This is a genomic window from Pandoraea pnomenusa (assembly GCF_040391475.1).
Taxonomy (GTDB): Bacteria; Pseudomonadota; Gammaproteobacteria; order Burkholderiales; family Burkholderiaceae; genus Pandoraea; species Pandoraea pnomenusa_C.
In genome coordinates this window covers 15,631-31,429 of sequence record NZ_JBEBXS010000021.1, presented here as the reverse complement: position 1 = coordinate 31,429, position 15,799 = coordinate 15,631, and the positions used below count along the sequence as shown (strand labels likewise).

At 64.4% G+C, this 15,799-nt stretch carries 17 protein-coding genes; 6 read left to right on the top strand and 11 right to left on the bottom strand.

The window, feature by feature from the left end; all coding sequences use genetic code 11:
* The first annotated feature begins 62 nt into the window (after positions 1-62).
* The 6 genes from flgA to ABWO90_RS19430 all read left to right on the top strand — a co-directional run bounded on the left by flgA (position 63) and on the right by ABWO90_RS19430 (position 3,804).
* Entirely contained in the window at positions 63-1,097 is a 1,035-nt protein-coding gene (gene flgA, locus ABWO90_RS19455; RefSeq protein WP_353192870.1) for a flagellar basal body P-ring formation chaperone FlgA, read from the top strand.
* A gap of 126 nt (positions 1,098-1,223) precedes the next feature.
* The gene (gene flgM / locus ABWO90_RS19450) at positions 1,224-1,562 is read left to right on the top strand and encodes a flagellar biosynthesis anti-sigma factor FlgM (protein ID WP_353192869.1); all 339 of its coding nucleotides are present in this window, start codon (positions 1,224-1,226) and stop codon (positions 1,560-1,562) included.
* On the top strand, positions 1,559-2,017 hold the full coding sequence (locus tag ABWO90_RS19445; protein ID WP_353192868.1) for a flagella synthesis protein FlgN: 459 nt from the start codon (positions 1,559-1,561) through the stop codon (positions 2,015-2,017). The genes flgM and ABWO90_RS19445 overlap by 4 nt, the downstream gene beginning before the upstream one ends.
* Positions 2,018-2,547: 530 nt before the next feature.
* Positions 2,548-2,976, top strand: a complete 429-nt coding sequence (locus ABWO90_RS19440; RefSeq protein ID WP_353192867.1) for a hypothetical protein — start codon at positions 2,548-2,550, stop codon at positions 2,974-2,976.
* A gap of 1 nt (position 2,977) precedes the next feature.
* Positions 2,978-3,241: a CBU_0592 family membrane protein gene (locus ABWO90_RS19435; RefSeq protein ID WP_353192866.1), complete on the top strand. Its 264-nt coding sequence runs from the start codon at positions 2,978-2,980 to the stop codon at positions 3,239-3,241.
* Positions 3,238-3,804, top strand: a complete 567-nt coding sequence (locus ABWO90_RS19430) for a flavoprotein (protein WP_353192865.1) — start codon at positions 3,238-3,240, stop codon at positions 3,802-3,804. Before ABWO90_RS19435 ends, ABWO90_RS19430 begins: the two co-directional genes overlap by 4 nt.
* Here ABWO90_RS19430 and ABWO90_RS19425 read toward each other — a convergent pair.
* The 11 genes from ABWO90_RS19425 to ABWO90_RS19375 all read right to left on the bottom strand — a co-directional run bounded on the left by ABWO90_RS19425 (position 3,801) and on the right by ABWO90_RS19375 (position 15,686).
* The gene (locus ABWO90_RS19425; protein ID WP_353192864.1) at positions 3,801-4,529 is read right to left on the bottom strand and encodes an RNA polymerase sigma factor FliA; all 729 of its coding nucleotides are present in this window, start codon (positions 4,527-4,529) and stop codon (positions 3,801-3,803) included. The two genes, ABWO90_RS19430 and ABWO90_RS19425, sit on opposite strands and share 4 nt — an antisense overlap.
* A 37-nt stretch (positions 4,530-4,566) precedes the next feature.
* Positions 4,567-5,448, bottom strand: coding sequence for a MinD/ParA family ATP-binding protein (locus ABWO90_RS19420; protein WP_353192863.1), 882 nt, complete (start codon positions 5,446-5,448; stop codon positions 4,567-4,569).
* A complete protein-coding gene (gene flhF / locus ABWO90_RS19415; RefSeq protein ID WP_353192862.1) occupies positions 5,441-6,721 on the bottom strand; it encodes a flagellar biosynthesis GTPase FlhF in 1,281 nt (426 codons plus the stop codon). Before flhF ends, ABWO90_RS19420 begins: the two co-directional genes overlap by 8 nt.
* Complete coding sequence (flhA, locus tag ABWO90_RS19410) at positions 6,718-8,781, bottom strand: flagellar biosynthesis protein FlhA (protein WP_502922667.1); 2,064 nt, start codon at positions 8,779-8,781, stop codon at positions 6,718-6,720. Before flhA ends, flhF begins: the two co-directional genes overlap by 4 nt.
* Positions 8,782-8,829: 48 nt before the next feature.
* A complete protein-coding gene (flhB, locus tag ABWO90_RS19405; protein ID WP_353192860.1) occupies positions 8,830-9,981 on the bottom strand; it encodes a flagellar biosynthesis protein FlhB in 1,152 nt (383 codons plus the stop codon).
* Positions 9,982-10,146: 165 nt separating this feature from the next.
* A complete protein-coding gene (cheZ, locus tag ABWO90_RS19400) occupies positions 10,147-10,770 on the bottom strand; it encodes a protein phosphatase CheZ (protein WP_353192919.1) in 624 nt (207 codons plus the stop codon).
* A gap of 53 nt (positions 10,771-10,823) precedes the next feature.
* A complete protein-coding gene (gene cheY / locus ABWO90_RS19395; RefSeq protein ID WP_039413638.1) occupies positions 10,824-11,222 on the bottom strand; it encodes a chemotaxis response regulator CheY in 399 nt (132 codons plus the stop codon).
* A 137-nt stretch (positions 11,223-11,359) separates the two neighbouring features.
* Positions 11,360-12,439 carry a protein-glutamate methylesterase/protein-glutamine glutaminase gene (locus ABWO90_RS19390; RefSeq protein ID WP_353192859.1) on the bottom strand — a complete coding sequence of 360 codons (1,080 nt, stop codon included), beginning with the start codon at positions 12,437-12,439 and terminating at the stop codon, positions 11,360-11,362.
* Entirely contained in the window at positions 12,436-13,110 is a 675-nt protein-coding gene (gene cheD, locus ABWO90_RS19385; RefSeq protein WP_353192858.1) for a chemoreceptor glutamine deamidase CheD, read from the bottom strand. Before cheD ends, ABWO90_RS19390 begins: the two co-directional genes overlap by 4 nt.
* Before the next feature lies 1 nt (position 13,111).
* Complete coding sequence (locus tag ABWO90_RS19380; protein ID WP_353192857.1) at positions 13,112-14,056, bottom strand: CheR family methyltransferase; 945 nt, start codon at positions 14,054-14,056, stop codon at positions 13,112-13,114.
* A gap of 10 nt (positions 14,057-14,066) precedes the next feature.
* Positions 14,067-15,686, bottom strand: coding sequence for a methyl-accepting chemotaxis protein (locus ABWO90_RS19375; RefSeq protein WP_353192856.1), 1,620 nt, complete (start codon positions 15,684-15,686; stop codon positions 14,067-14,069).
* Between the last annotated feature and the right edge of the window lie 113 nt (positions 15,687-15,799).

Genomic DNA, 15,799 nt, shown 5'->3' with positions numbered 1-15,799 from the left:
TGAGGTTTGAGCGTCGCACACACCGTGGTTCGCCCGGGGTGACGGCCGCAAGGAGAGTGAGCATGGCAGGCAAGTTCGGCGGCGGTATCGCCAATGCCCCCCGCGCGCGCAATGGGCTGCTGCGCGGTCAGCGCTCGCGCCTTTCATCCGGATTGTTCGGCCTGCTGGCCGCCGCACTGGCGCTCGCGAGTCTCGGCGTCGGTGGCACTGCGCTCGCCGCTACGGCCAACGCGGGCATCGCCACCGATCCCGCTGCCCAGAATCTCGGCAACACCCTTGGGCCCGGCGCCATCGTCATTCCCGGCAACCACACGGCCGCAGGCGGCGTCGCGTCGAACGTGCCGACGCAGGTGCGTCCGGTCACCACGGTGAACGCGAACGTCCAGCCGGTGCAGGCGGCACAAGCAGCCCAGTCGGCCCAGGCCGCACCCGTGGCGCAGGCCGTGCCCGTTGCCAATCCCCAATTCCAGAACATTCAGGTCGTGCGTCAGACGGCCGAGCGTTTCCTGCGCGAGCAGACCACCGGTCTGCCCGGCACCGTGAACATCACCGTGGGCGATGCGGTTTCGGACCGCATGCCCGCCTGCAACGTCCTCGAGCCGTTCCTGCCGCCCGGCGCGCGCCTTTGGGGCGCCACGACGGTGGGCGTGCGGTGCGCGGGCGAGCGTCCGTGGACGCTGTATCTGCAAGCCCGCGTGAGCATCAATGCGACGTATTTCGTGGCGGCGCGCCAGATCAATCCGGGCGAAACCATCGGCCCGAACGACCTGTCGCCGCGCCAGGGCGATCTCACGCTGCTGCCCCGCACGGTCGCGACCGATGCCGGCCAGATCGTCGGCACCGTGGCGGTGAACCGTATTACGTCGGGTCTGCCGATCCGCTCGGACTTGCTGCGCAGCGCCATCGCCGTACAGCAGGGACAGACGGTGCGCGTGGTCTCGCGCGGCTCCGGCTTCGAGGTCAGCACCGAAGGACAGGTGCTCACCCGCGCCAGTGCAGGCGATCCGGTCCAGGTGCGCACGCGCGCCGGTCAGGTCGTCAGCGGCACGCTCAAGACAGGAAAGACCGGCAACGTGGAAGTCGAAGTTGCCTTGTAAGTAAGCATTCGCTATCGTTGAATATTCGCTGAAATCACCCGGGCACTTGATCTGGTAACAGGATGTTACTTGCCTAAAGTTATGGCGGATAATGCCGTTACACAGGCAGGTTTCTGGGGAAAGCACATGAAAATCGAACCACCGGCCAATCCGTTGAAGGGCGTCGGCGCCGGGAAGGCGACGACCGATCGGACGACAACCGGCACTGCGGGTGCCGACGGCGCAGCCGCGTCCGTGACAACCACCGGCAGCGGTGCCAACGTGAGCACGAGCGCACTGTCGTCGGAAATGCGCGCCTTGCAGGCTGCCCTGGCGCAGACCGGCTCGGCGGATATCGACGTCGCCAAGGTATCGGCGATCAAGCAGGCGATTGCCGACGGCACGCTCACCATCGATTCCTCCAAGATTGCGGACGGTATCATCCAGACCGCACGCGATCTGCTTTCTACTCAATCGAAGTCATGACAACCGATGCCCTGCTGAACGCCCTGTCTGCCGAGACGAACGCCATTGGTGCGTTTGCAACGTTGCTTGGCGAGGAACAGCAGGCATTGGTGAACGGCACGCTCGACGCGCTGCCGGAACTGACCGAACGCAAGACGCGCGCGGTGGCCGAACTGGCAACACTCGGCCGCGAGCGCGATGCGCAGCTCGAAGCGCTGGGCTATGCGCCGGACGAGACCGGTGCAACGGCAGCGGCCGCAGCAGACACGCGCATCGACGCAGCGTGGAAGGCGCTGCTGGCTGCGGCCACGCAAGCCAAGCGAGCGAACGAGACGAACGGCGTGCTTATCCGCACTCGCCTGACGTACACCCAGCAGGCGCTGAACGTTCTGTACGGACCGCAGCAAAACGCCCCGCTCTACGGCCCGGACGGCCGCACCGCCCCGCGCTCGAGCGGCGGCAGCGTTACGGCCTGACGAAGTTCGGGCGATTACGCGGCTCGAACCGCCTCTCGAAAAAGCTCGACACCCTACGTTTAGCTCACTGCAAGTTCGAGACTGTCCAGTCGGTTCGGACTAACGCCCAATTCTGCAGCGTCCATGACCAGCGCGCGATGCCGCGTCGAGGGCATGCGCACGCGTCCCCCACCCCGCTCAGCCAGCGGTTCAGGGGCCTCTCGCATTCTCCTGTATTTCAGTGAAGGGGCTTTAAGCCGCTAGATATCACCGGAGGCTGAGAGGCGACGCCAGGACATTTCCGTTGAAATTTAGCACCTACAAAAAAGCCGCGGCGCCTCGCTATTGACGGCCCCAGCATCACAGCGCACTTGGGCGTCATCCGAAAAATCCTCTTCTCTCGCCTCGTCGATCCTCGTTGAAGGCGAACGTCTGCCGGGCCGCCTCAGGCGTCTCTCGCAAGGAAACGCCGAGTCATTCGATCAACCACGTCTGTCACCGGGTTAAGCTCGCCAGTCCAGTGAGCAAGCGAATTTGACCGGGGAGCCGTAATGAACGTTGACCACGAATTTGTCGTTATTCCAAACACCATCAAGCAGCGGGCTCGGATGCGAGCGTATGGCGTCACTTTTGACGTGCCGGCGTTCCGCACCAACGAGCAGCTTCATCCAACGGAAGTCAATGCCGCCCGCTTGAAATTTCATTACCACCCGCGCGAGCAACTGGTTGAATTCTTTTCCTTTCAGGAATATCTCGGCAAATATGCCAGCCTCTCGATGACGCTCGAGCAAGCCTGCTGGTCAATCATCGACGACTTCTTCGAGGTACTGGAACCCATCAGATGCGAATTGATCGTGCAAAACGAGCTGTCGAACTGCGCGAGCGTCACCATTCGCGCCTCGCGTGGATGGACAGAAGCAATTCCCCCTGCAGCACTGCCTTCGTTCGCTCCGGAAAAAAGAATCACGCTGGCAGTCTGAAATGGTGGCCATGACCGTTCCGGATCTTATCGGTGTTGCTGGCGCTCTCATCGTCGTCGCAGCTTATTTTCTCAACCTTCACGGTACGCTATCCACCAACACATCCGTCTACTCCGGGTTGAATCTGATCGGGTCGGCAATGATCGTTTACTCGCTCATGTACAACCCGAACCCTGCATCACTATTGATTGAGGTCTTTTGGGCGTCAATCAGCATCTACGGACTGTTGAAGTCACATAGAGCACGGGAGCGAGAATTGGAATGAGACGACATCGGGTCCTATTAGGCACGACCGGAAGTATCGGTGCGAAAGACACGGCCAGACTCGTCGAATTGCTTCATCGGAATCACGACGTCCGGGTCGTTGCCTCTACACCCTCGCTCTCATTCTTTGATCCGACGACCGTTCATTGCCAAGCAAGCGTTCACACGGACGAGGACGACTGGTATGTCTGGCGACGAAGGGGCGACCGGATTCTGCACATCGCATTGAGGAATTGGGCGGACCTTTTCGTCATTGCCCCCATGACGGCCAACACGCTCGGGAAGCTCGCCTCGGGTCTTTGCGACAATCTGCTCACAACGACTTATCGGGCATGGCAGATCGAAAGCAAGCCCCTGCTCGTCGCCCCCTCCATGAACAAGTTCATGTGGGAACATCCCTTGACGAGCACACAGATGGCACTGCTTCAATCGTGGGGGGCGAAGACAATACCGCCGCGGGAGAAATGGTTGGCAGGCGGGGATTTCGGCCCCGCCGCAATGGCGACACCCGAACACATCGTTGAACGTGTCGACGGTGTCCTTGGTGCGCGCAAAGGGGTTTAATTCGCCGACGTCCAGGCCTTCTCGCGCAGCGTCGCACGCAGACGCGAGATCGCCTGGCTGTGCAACTGGCACACGCGTGACTCGCTGACTTCGAGCACCGCGCCGATTTCGCGCAAGTTCAGCCCCTGCTCGTAGTACAGGCTCATCAGCAATTTCTCGCGATCCGGCAGACGATCGATGGCGTCGACCACGCCGCCGCGCAGACCTTCGTCAAGCAGCATCGTCAGTGGGTCTGCGCCCGGGTCCGCACAAATCCGGTCGATGAACGGCTCTTCGTCCGCCGATTCGAAGTCTTCGTAATAGATCAGCTGGCAGCCGTGCACGTCCTGGAGCATCTGCTGATACTCGGACAGCCCGATCGACATCTCGCCCGCAATCTCGCTCTCCGACGGACCCCGCCCGAGTCGCTGCTCAAGACGCTGCACCGCCTGCTCGATCTGGCGCGCCGTCTTGCGAATGCCGCGCGACGCCCAGTCCAGCTCGCGCAACTCGTCGAGCATCGCCCCGCGAATGCGCTGGCTCGCGTACGTTTCGAACTGCGCGCCCTGCGTCTCCTGATACCGATTCGCTGCATCGAGCAGCCCCAGCATGCCGGCCTGAATCAGATCTTCCAGTTCCACGCTCGCCGGCAGCTTCGCCATCAATTGCAGCGCCAGGCGGCGCACCAACGGCGCGTATTGGGTCAGCGTGTCGTTCGTGTCGACCTTCCCGCGCGCGGTATACATGTTTCCCTCCGCTTCCTCTCGACGCGTGCCGTATCGCTCAGGCCGTGTGCGCGCTCACCGCGCCCACGCCATGCGTCATCTCGCCACGATCGCCGCCGATGTCACCTATCTCGCCAATGCCGCCGGCCAGCGCCGCCGCGCCGGCCTCGCGCATCGCCAACGGCCAATGCATCACCTGCGCCGCCAACTGGCGGTAAGCCACCGCCGCCGGCGCCATCGGAAAGGCATCGACCACCGTGCGCGTCAGTTGCCGCGCACGCATGACCTGACGGTCCGCCGGCACATGTCCCGCCAGCTCCAGCGACACCGCCAGATAACGACTCGCCGTCGTGGCCAGATTGCGGCACACCACGCGAGCCTCCACATCCTCGGCCCGATTCACGACCACCCGGAATTGCGCCAGCGCGTACTCGAAGTGCGCTCGCTTGATCCACGAATACGCGCCCGTAATCGACGCGGGCTCACATCCCAGCACCACCAGCACGTCATGCGCATGCGCCGCGAGCGGGCTCAGGAGCGCGCCCGCGTGCGTGCAGTCGATGACCACCACGTCGGGCTCGCCCGTCGTGAGCAACGGCAGTGCGCGCAACGGATCGACGCGTTCGGGATGACGATGCGCCACCGGCACCAGCGCCACGTTGTCGCGCGTGAGCACGCGAATCGACTCGGCCGACACGCGGCCGGCGAGCACATCGTGGATGTCGCCGCGCAACGGCAGACCAAGCGCCGGTGCCGCATGGCCGCTCTCGTCGGCCAGCACGACATCCTGACCGTGATGGGCCAGCGCGCTGGCCAGATTCAGGGCAACACTCGTCTGACCCGCTTCAGGCGCACTCCCCACCACCGCGACGATACGCGTAGTGTGGCGCGCCACGAGCCGGCGCAGTCCCTCCGCTTGATCGAGTACGAGTTTAACCAAAGCAGGCCTCGCCTGAAGGTTGTGCGGGCGCGAACAGCCCGCTGTAGTTGGGGTCGACGCCACGCACGACCGCCGGCAGATCTTCCTCGGACGGCACGAACGGCGATCCCGTCACCGGCGCGGACAGCGCCGTGTCGATCAGGAACTGCTTGTCGGCGACGTGCAGGTTTTCCGGCACGCGCTGTCCCGTCGACACGTAATGCACCGGCAGACGGTGACGAATCACCGTATCGAGCACCGACCCGAGGTTGGTCGTTTCGTCGAGTTTCGTCAGGATACACCCGGCCAGATCGCCGCCGCCTTCCGCGCTGGCGCTGCGGTACGCATGCACCACTTCGTTAAGCGTATCGCCGTGGCTGGTGGCATTGAGCAGCAACAGGCGCTGCACCGGCGTCTCCGCGCCGCACAGCATCGCCACCTGTTCCGGCACCGTGCGATCGCGCTGGCTCATGCCGACCGTGTCGATCAGCACCATGTGCTTGTTGCGCAACTCGGTCAGCGCAAGGCGCAGGTCCGTCGCGTCCTTCACCGCGTGAACCGTCACGCCGAGAATCTTGCCGTAGATGCGCAGTTGCTCGTGCCCACCGATACGATAGCTGTCGGTCGTGAGCAGCGCGAGCTTCTCGGCGCCGTGACGCATCACGCAACGCGCCGCGAGCTTGGCCGTGGTCGTGGTCTTGCCCACGCCGGTCGGGCCCATCAGCGCGTACACCCCGCCGCGGTCCATCAATTCGTCTTCGTTCGGCATGACGGGCAGGTTGCGCGTCAGCGCGCTCTTCACCCATTCGAGCCCGGCCTCGCGGTCGCTGCCCTCCGGCAGATGCTCGAGCAGCGCACGGCCGAGCTGCGCCGAGAAGCCGGCGGCGAGCAGCGTGCGCAGAATCTCGCCCTGTGCCGGGGAGCGGCGTTGCTTGTCGTTCCACACCAGACCGGCCACCTGCTCTTCGAGCAAGCCGCGCATGGTCTGAAGCTCGCCCATCATGCTCTGGGCAAAGGCATTGGCGGCTGCGGCGTCGTGGGCACCCGCCACCGGCGCGGCCGATGCGCTCGCAACGGTCCCAATGGCAGGCGCCGGTGCCGGACGGGGACGCGGACGATACGTCGGCATGTCGCCGCCCGCAAGCTCGTCCAGATCCTCTTCCGCCAGCGCCACGATTTCCACGCCGTTGGCGACCGAGCGGTTGGACAACACGACCGCATCGGGTCCGATTTCCTCGCGAATCTGGCGCAGTGCGTCGCGGCACGTGCCCGCAAAGAATTTCCGAATCTTCACGCTTGACCTCCGATGAGTGCCGTCATTTTCACGTTGCGTGTGTCAGGCACTTCCGCATACGACAGAACCTTGAGCTGCGGCAGGCTGCGGCGCAGGAAGCGCGAAAGCAGCGAACGCAGCGGATGTTGAACCAGCAAGACTGCCGGCAAGCCCTGGCGCTCCTGACGCGCCACGGCTGCCTGTGTTTCGCGCAGCAGCGTGTCGGCGAGGCCCGGCTCGAGGCCGGTACCGCCGCCGGCCGACAACGCCTGCGTGAGAATACGTTCGAGATTGGCGTCGAGCCCCACCACTTCGAGATCGCCGTTGCCCGGGAACACGCTCTGCGTGATCGCGCGGCCCAGCGACAGGCGCACCAGCGCCGTAAGTTCGTAAGGGTCCTGCACGCGCGCGCCATGCTCGGCGATGGTGTCGATGATGGTGCGCATGTCGCGAATCGGCACCTGCTCCTCGAGCAGGTTCTGCAACACCTTCTGCAGCGAAGTGAGCGCAATCGTCTTCGGCACGAGATCTTCGATGAGCTTCGGCGCGTCCTTGCCGATACGCTCGATGAGCTGCTGCACTTCCTGACGGCCGAGCAACTCGTGCGCGTGGCCATTGATCAGGTGATTCAGGTGCGTGGCGACCACCGTGCCGGCATCGACCACCGTATAGCCATACGCCTGCGCCTGATCGCGCTGCCCCACATCGATCCAGGTGGCGGGCAGGCCGAAGGCCGGGTCGCGCGTGGGCATGCCCTGCAGCGGCGCACTCACCTGCCCCGGATCGATCGCGAGCAACTGTCCCGGATACGCTTCGCCTTCGCCGATGATCACGCCCTTGAGCGTGATCCGGTACTGGTTCGGGCGCAGTTCCAGGTTGTCGCGAATATGGACCACCGGTGCAAGGAAGCCGATTTCCTGTGCGAATTTCTTGCGGATGCCCTTGATGCGCTTGAGCAACTCGCCGTCCTGATTGCGGTCGACGAGCGGGATCAGGCGATAGCCGACTTCCAGCCCCAGCGGATCGACGAGCGCCACATCGTCCCACGACGCTTCGGCCACTTCGGCAGGCGCCGCTGCGGCGGCGGTCTGCGTCGGGCGTGCGGCCTGCTGCTTTTCGGCTTCGCCCTTACGGAACTGCCAGCGGGCCAGCGCGCCGAGGCCGACCGCCAGCAACAGGAAGGCGAAGTGCGGCATGCCCGGAATCAGGCCCATCAATCCGAGAATCGCTGCCGTAATACCCAGCACACGCGGATTGCTGAACAGCTGCGAGACGACCTGCTGGCCGATGTCTTCGTCGGTGGCCACACGCGAGACAACCACACCGGCGGCCGTCGAGATCACCAGTGCCGGGATCTGGGCGACGAGACCGTCACCGATGGTCAGCAGCGTGTAGTTCTTGGCGGCCGTACCGAGATCCAGATTGTGCTGCACCACCCCGACGATCAGACCGCCGACGATGTTGATGACCATGATCAGCAGACCGGCGACCGCGTCGCCGCGCACGAACTTCGAGGCACCGTCCATCGAGCCGTAGAAGTCGGCTTCCTGCGCGATCACACTGCGGCGCTTGCGGGCTTCTTCTTCGCCGATGAGGCCGGCATTCAGGTCGGCGTCGATGGCCATCTGCTTGCCGGGCATGGCGTCGAGGGTGAAGCGCGCGCCGACTTCGGCGATACGCCCCGCACCCTTCGTGATCACCATGAAGTTGATGACCACGAGGATGATGAACACCACGATACCGACGGCGTAGTTGCCCCCCACCAGGAAGTGGCCGAACGCCTCGATCACCTTGCCGGCGGCGTCGGGGCCGGTGTGGCCTTCGAGCAGCACCACGCGGGTCGACGCCACGTTCAGCGACAGGCGCAGCAGCGTGGAGAACAGCAGCACGCTCGGGAAGGCCGCGAAGTCGAGCGGCTTCTGCGTGTACATGCTCACGAGCAGCACCATCACCGACAGCGCAATGTTGAAGGTGAACAGCAGATCCAGAATGAACGGCGGCAACGGCAGGATCATCATGCCCAGAATCATGATGATCAGCACCGGGGCGGCAAGCGACTTCAGATTGCCGCCGAGGAGCATTTGCGACGAGCGCAGCAGCTGGTTCGCGCGAGGGTTGAGGTTCATTCGTTACACTCGTTTCGGCCCGGCGCGCCGCGGCGCGTCGAGTTCGGCCGGCACCGGCAGATCCGACGGGGTGCGCGGCTCGGCGCCCCCTTCGGTACGCCAGCGGCGAAGCTGGAAGACCCACGCGAGCACTTCGGCCACGGCCGTGTACAGCGTGGCCGGGATTTCCTGACCGATTTCCACATGGCGGTGCAGTGCACGCGCGAGCGGCGGGGCTTCGAGGATCGGGATGTGGTGTTCGGCGCCCATCTCGCGGATGCGCTGCGCGACCAGATCGGTGCCCTTGGCGAGCACACGCGGGGCGCGCATGTTGTCCTTGTATTCGAGGGCGACGGCGAAGTGCGTCGGGTTGGTCACGATCACGTCGGCCTTGGGCACGTCCTGCATCATGCGCCGACGCGCGGCCTGACGCTGCAACTGGCGGATGTGCGCCTTGAGGTGCGGATCGCCTTCGGATTCCTTGTTTTCCTGACGCACTTCCTCCTTGGTCATGCGCAGTTTCTTGTAGTGCTGCCAGAGCTGGTACGGCACGTCCATGGCGGCCACAAGCAGCAGCGACGAGACGATGAATGCGCAGCACACCACGATCATCTCGCCCACATACGGGAGCGCGGCACGCGGCGACTGGGTCATCAGGCCCATCACGGCGTCTTTGTCGCGAGCAATCGCCCAGTACGCCACGGCGCCGACGAGCAGTGTCTTCGCCACGGCCTTGACCAACTCGATCAGGCCCTGCGACGAGAACATGCGGCCCAGCCCCTTGAGCGGGTTCAGGCGACCGAAGTTCGGCGCGAGCGACTTGGTGGTGAACAGCCAGCCGCCCAGCGCCATCGGCGCCAGGATCGCGGCGAGGACCAGCAGGCCGAACAGCGGCGCCATGGTCATGAGGGCGTCGGCGCCGGAGTGGGCGGCGTTCGAGAGCATGCGGTGCGTGTCGAGGGCAGTGCCCGGCTCGAACTGCATGCCGCGGCGCATGAGCTGACCGAAGCCTTGGGAGATACGGTCGGCCGTCATCCACAGGCCGGCCACCCCGGCCGCCAGCAAGGCGAACGTCGAAAGCTCGCGCGAACGCGCAACCTGTCCCTCCTCGCGCGCCTTTTCGAGGCGCCGAGGGGACGCTGGTTCCGACTTTTCGAGATCGCTTTCCTCAGCCATGCCCTATCCACAACGGGCGGACGAACCCACCCTATCGCGACCGATTATGGCCGTAACCGTCAAGTCACAAAGGGGGGAATAGAGGCGGGATTGGGCGGTATTTCACGCCCGCGGCGGCAAAGCCGCGTCGGCCGGACCCGGCAACGGGCCCGGCGAGGCGAAACGTCAGAAGCCGAGGCTGGCGAGCAGGTCGTCGACCTGCCCCTGGTCGGCCACGATGTCGGTGCGGCCTTCCTTCTTGATCTGCGGCCCGTTGAGCAGCGAATCTTCGGCTTCCTTGCGCTTTTCGGGCGGCATGTTCTCGAGCAGCGTCTGGAGCAGGTGCTTCTCGATCTCCTGCACGACTTCCATGATCTTCTTGATGACCTGGCCGGTCAGATCCTGGAAGTCCTGCGCCATCATGATTTCCATCAGATGGTTATTGGTCGCGCGGGTGTCTTCCGGCACGCGACGCAGGTAGGCGCGCGTTTCCTGAACCAGCTTGCGCGCGTCGTCGAGCTCGAGCGGCTGATCGAACCACTCGGCCCAGCGCGCGTCGAGGGCATTGGCGTCGGCCTCGAGACGGTCCTGAAGCGGCTTCGCCAGCTCGATGGCCGTGAGCGCGCGTACCGCGGCCTGCTCGGTCATCGAGGCCACGTAGTTCAGGCGGTCGCGCGCATCCGGAATCGCTTCGGCTGCCTGTTCGAGTTGCTTGTCCAGACCAAGCTCGCGCAGGTTGTCGCGCAACATGCGCGTCAACTGCCCGATACGCATGAGCATGCGTTCGGCCGGATCGGCTTCCCCGGTCACGTGGGCGCCATTGGGCGCCGCCGGGAATTCAGTGCTCGCCTCGTGGGTCACGCTCAGGCCCCCGTTTTTTCCATTTTCTCGAAAATCTTGCCCAGCTTTTCATCGAGGGTCGCAGCCGTGAACGGCTTGACCACATAGCCGCTCGCCCCCGCCTGCGCTGCGGCGATGATGTTTTCCTTCTTGGCTTCGGCCGTGACCATCAGGACCGGCAGCTTCGAGAGGTTCGGATCGGCACGGATCTGCTGGAGCATCGTCAGGCCGTCCATGTTCGGCATGTTCCAGTCCGACACCACGAACTCGAAGTTGCCGCCACGCAGTTTGGCCAGTGCTGCCGCCCCGTCTTCCGCTTCGTCGACATTGGAGAAGCCCAGCTCCTTGAGCAGGTTTCGCACAATGCGGCGCATCGTCGGAAAATCGTCGACGACCAGGAATTTCATGTTCTTGTCTACCATCATCACTCCAATTCTGCCGACGTCCCCCGGGGACGCCGGCGATATTCACGGGCAAATGTCGCCACCACTCAGTGCCCTAAGTGTGTTCGCATTTCGAAGCGAAGCATACGGCGAAAAAGCGCCAAAAAGGCGCCTTACTATACCCGTTGTGTGCGTTCGCCAAATTTCGCGACCTGATGCAGCACTTTTCGCGCCATTTCATGCAGCGGCACCACCTCTTCGGCGCCGCCCATGGCGATCGCTTCGCGCGGCATGCCGAACACGATGCAGCTCGCTTCGTCCTGCGCGAACGTGTGCGCGCCCGCACGGCGCATCTCCACCAGACCGGCCGCACCGTCGCGGCCCATGCCCGTGAGAATCACCCCGATCGCGTTGCGTCCGGCGTGCACCGCTGCGGAGCGAAACAATACATCGACCGACGGCCGATGTCGATTCACCGGCGGCGCCGGGTCGAGCAAGGCCACATAGTTCGCACCGCTGCGCGAGAGTTGCAGGTGGGTGTCGCCACCCGGTGCAATGTACGCATGGCCCGGCAGGACACGCTCACCGTGCTCCGCTTCCTTCACCGTAATGCGACACAGCCCGTTCAGGCGCTGCGCGAACGACTTCGTGAAGCCAGCAGGCATGTGCTGCGTAATCAGGATCGCCGGCGCGTCGGGCGGCATCGGCACGAGCACCTCGCGAATCGCTTCCGTACCGCCGGTCGACGCGCCGATGATGATCAGCTTTTCGGTCGACACCAGCGGGTTGCGCAACAACGGCGCCGCTTCCACGGCGACCGGCGCCGCACTCTTGGGCGGCGCACTGCGCACACGGGCGCGCGCGGCAGCACGAATCTTCTCAGCGATCATCTCGCCGTAGTCGAGCATGCCGTCACGAATGCCCAGACGCGGCTTCGTCACGAAGTCGACCGCGCCCAGTTCGAGCGCGCGCAGCGTGACTTCCGAGCCACGCTCGGTCAGCGAGGACACCATGAGCACCGGCATCGGGCGCAGGCGCATGAGCTTCTCGAGGAAGTCCAGGCCGTCCATGCGCGGCATTTCGACGTCGAGCGTGAGCACGTCCGGGTTGTGTTGCTTGATCAGGTCGCGCGCCACGAGCGGATCGGGTGCGGTCGCCACTACGGTCATGTCCGGTTGCGCATTGATGATTTCCGTCATCAGGCTGCGCACAAGTGCGGAATCGTCCACGCACAGGACTTTGATTGGTTCGCTCAAGCCTCCTCCATTTGTCGGTTGTCAGGCCCCGGCCGAGGCTTGGCATTTCTGGCCGGTGGCGCAAAGAGTTCTACGGAACCCCGTACTTCGCGCGCGCGCAGTCGCTGCGCGTACGCCTGTTCGCTCTGGACGATCGACGGATCTCCCCGGTCGCCCAGCTTCTTGACCATCACTCGCCCGGTGCGCGGCAAGAAGCACACCTTGCGCGGATGCGTGCCGAGCAGATCCTGCGCGGTCACGCGAATCTGCTCTGTCTCGAGATAGCGCAACACGAAATTCGCATTGCGATCGCCGATGTTCAGGGTGGTCATGCCCGCCAGCACCGCGCCGCCGCCGAAGACTTTCGCCTCGAGACGCTCGCGCCGCGCGCCGAGCTTGATCAGCTCGTTGATGAGCATTTCCATGGCGTATGCGCCGTAACGCATGGACGCCGAGAGTATACGGTCGCGATCGCTCTCTGCGTCGTCGGGCAGCATGAAATGATTCATGCCGCCGATGCCGGTCACGCTGTCGCGCACGCACGCCGCCACGCACGAACCGAGCACCGTCACCAGCATGATGTCTTCGGTCGTGACGAAATACTCCGACGGCAGCAGCTTGACCGCCTGCGTGTTGAACTGATTGTCGAAGTAATGGTTGGTCGCGAGTGCTTCGGCCAAGGGTTGCGCCATATCAGGTTCCTCGTGCGCTCGCGCTGGCCAGCTCGTACACCGTCTGCCCACGCAGACGGAACGCGCGGCTCACATACGTGAAATTCTCGGAGTGCCCCGCAAAGAGCAGGCCGTCCGGTTTGAGCAAGGGCACGAAGCGCTCGAGAATGCGCGCCTGCGTCGCCTTGTCGAAGTAGATCATCACGTTGCGACAGAAGATCACGTCGAACGGGCCGCCGATCTGCCATGACGGCGCCAGCAGGTTGAGCGGCTCGAACGTCACGAGCTGCTGCAGTTCCGGACGCACCTTGATCTTCCCCGAATTGGCACCGGTGCCGCGCAGGAAGTGGCGACGCAGTTGCTCCTGCGTGAGCTTGCCGGTCTGCTCGCCGTTGTACACGGCGGCAGACGCCCGTGCGAGCACCTGGGTGTCGACGTCGGTGGCCAGCACGCTCGCGTTCGGGCGCGTGCCGAGCGTATCGACCAGCGTCATGGCGATCGAGTACGGCTCTTCACCCGTCGACGCCGCGCAGCACCAGATCGAAATCGGCTTGGCACGATTGCGGATGAAGTCGGCAAGCAGCGGGAAGTGGTGCGATTCGCGGAAGAACGACGTGAGGTTGGTCGTCAGCGCATTGGTGAACGCTTCCCACTCGGCTTCACCGGTGTCGGCCTCGATCATGTCGAGATATTCGGTAAAGCTCGTCATGCCGAGCGCACGCAGACGCCGCGCGATGCGGCTATACACCATCTCGCGCTTGTGCTCGGCGAGCGCGATGCCGGCACGCTGATAGATCAGGTTGCGGATGCGGCCGAAGTCGGCCAGCGAGAAAGCGAAATCGCGCTCGCCCGAGAGGGCCGCACCGCTGGCGCGCGCGAATTCCGCGCTGCGCGAGCCGCCATCGTCCGCGCCGGTGCCCAAGGCGCTCCGGCGAGACAGCGGCGAGTTGTTGCGCGAATCAGTCATGGTCGCTCGCTCAGGCGGCACGCGCCAAAGGCGGCGGCGCGCTGTCGTGGCGTCCCGCCGTCATGGCGTGAACGCTGCCGGTGCCGCCCGTCTGAAACACCGAGACAGCGACACGCAGGTCGTGCGCCTGCGACTCCATCGCCCCCGCCGCGGCGGCCGCCTGTTCGACCAGCGCCGCGTTCTGCTGCGTCACTTCGTCCATCTGCGCGACCGCGCGGTTGACCTGCTCGATGCCGCCGGACTGCTCGGCCGACGCCGCCGAGATCTCGCCCATGATGTCCGTCACGCGTTTGACTGCCTGCACGATCTCGCCCATCGTCTGGCCTTGCTGGGCCACGAGTGCGGTGCCGTCCTGCACGCGACGTGCCGAATCTTCGATCAGTGCCTTGATTTCCTTGGCGGCAGCCGCGCTGCGTTGTGCCAGCGTGCGCACTTCGCCCGCCACCACCGCAAAACCACGACCTTGCTCGCCGGCGCGTGCGGCTTCCACCGCAGCATTCAGCGCGAGAATGTTCGTCTGGAACGCGATGCCGTCGATCACGCTGATGATGTCGACGATCTTGTTCGAGCTGCTGGAGATGCCTTCCATCGTCTCGCCGACCTGGCCCGAGACTTCCCCGCCACGCATGGCGATCTCGGAGGCGTTCACGGCGAGTTGGCTGGCCTGGCGCGCGTTGTCGGCGTTCTGCTTGACGGTTGCCGTGAGCTGTTCCATCGACGACGCGGTTTCTTCCAGCGACGCCGCCTGCTGTTCGGTACGTGCCGACAGGTCGGTGTTGCCCGCCGCGATCTCGTGGGCTGCCGTGGTGATCGACTCGGTGCCCTGCCGGATCTGTCCGATGGTTTCGGCCAGCGTGTGTTGCATGCGCTGCATCGCGTAAAGCAGGCTGACGGTGTCGCCCGTCGCGACGTTGACGTGGCTGTGCAGGTCACCGCTGGCGATGCGGTGTGCGATGGCCGAGGCGTACTCCGGTTCGCCACCGAGGCTGCGTTGCACGTTGCGGATGATGGCGATCATGGCGCCCGTGACGATCACGCCGATGACGAGCAGTGCGATGCCGTAGCGGATCAGCGTGGCGTAAAAGGCCTCGTCGATGTCCTGCACGTACACGCCGCTCATCATGCCCCAGTCCCACGGGGCGAAGTACTTCACGTAGGAGACCTTCGCCAGACGTTTGTCGCTACCCGCCACGCGACCGTAGTAGTCGACAAAGCCCGCGCCCTTGTCCTTGGCCACACGCGCCATTTCGACATAGAGCAGCTTGCCGTTCGAGTCCTTGTAGGTGGAGACGTCCTTGTTGACCAGATCGGCGAGCGTCGGATGCATGAGCACGGTCGGCTTCGTGTCGAAGATGACCAGGTAGCCGCTATCGCCGTAGCGCATCGTCTTCAGACGCGCCATCGCCTGCTGCTTCGCCTCGTCGGCGCTGATCTTGCCGGCGGCTGCCTGTGCCGCGTAGTCGCGCACGATCCCGTCGGCGCTCGTCACGATGTTCTCGACCGCGGCACGCCGCTCCGACATCATGGTGCCGCGTTCGTGCCAGGCAGCCCAGCCACCGAGAATCAAGAGTCCCAGCCACATCAAGGCGAGTGCGGACCAGAGTTTTGCTTTGAGACTCAACTGCATCATGGTGTGACCTCCACTACCTTCGCGTCGCCGCACCGCACTTATCCGCGATGCGCCGCCCGCGTTTGCCTTACCGATTGTTGCCACTTGCCCGCATGCGCCCCGCGGGGCGAGAC

Bases quoted from the DNA above. Each gene is read 5' to 3' on its own strand.
- flgA (WP_353192870.1), top strand. From the start codon at position 63: ATGGCAGGCAAGTTCGGCGGCGGTATCGCCAATGCCCCCCGCGCGCGC.
- flgM (WP_353192869.1), top strand. From the start codon at position 1,224: ATGAAAATCGAACCACCGGCCAATCCGTTGAAGGGCGTCGGCGCCGGG.
- ABWO90_RS19445 (WP_353192868.1), top strand. From the start codon at position 1,559: ATGACAACCGATGCCCTGCTGAACGCCCTGTCTGCCGAGACGAACGCC.
- ABWO90_RS19440 (WP_353192867.1), top strand. From the start codon at position 2,548: ATGAACGTTGACCACGAATTTGTCGTTATTCCAAACACCATCAAGCAG.
- ABWO90_RS19435 (WP_353192866.1), top strand. From the start codon at position 2,978: ATGGTGGCCATGACCGTTCCGGATCTTATCGGTGTTGCTGGCGCTCTC.
- ABWO90_RS19430 (WP_353192865.1), top strand. From the start codon at position 3,238: ATGAGACGACATCGGGTCCTATTAGGCACGACCGGAAGTATCGGTGCG.
- ABWO90_RS19425 (WP_353192864.1), bottom strand. From the start codon at position 4,529: ATGTATACCGCGCGCGGGAAGGTCGACACGAACGACACGCTGACCCAA.
- flhA (WP_502922667.1), bottom strand. From the start codon at position 8,781: ATGCTCCTCGGCGGCAATCTGAAGTCGCTTGCCGCCCCGGTGCTGATC.
- flhB (WP_353192860.1), bottom strand. From the start codon at position 9,981: ATGGCTGAGGAAAGCGATCTCGAAAAGTCGGAACCAGCGTCCCCTCGG.
- cheY (WP_039413638.1), bottom strand. From the start codon at position 11,222: ATGGTAGACAAGAACATGAAATTCCTGGTCGTCGACGATTTTCCGACG.
- cheD (WP_353192858.1), bottom strand. From the start codon at position 13,110: ATGGCGCAACCCTTGGCCGAAGCACTCGCGACCAACCATTACTTCGAC.
- ABWO90_RS19380 (WP_353192857.1), bottom strand. From the start codon at position 14,056: ATGACTGATTCGCGCAACAACTCGCCGCTGTCTCGCCGGAGCGCCTTG.
- ABWO90_RS19375 (WP_353192856.1), bottom strand. From the start codon at position 15,686: ATGATGCAGTTGAGTCTCAAAGCAAAACTCTGGTCCGCACTCGCCTTG.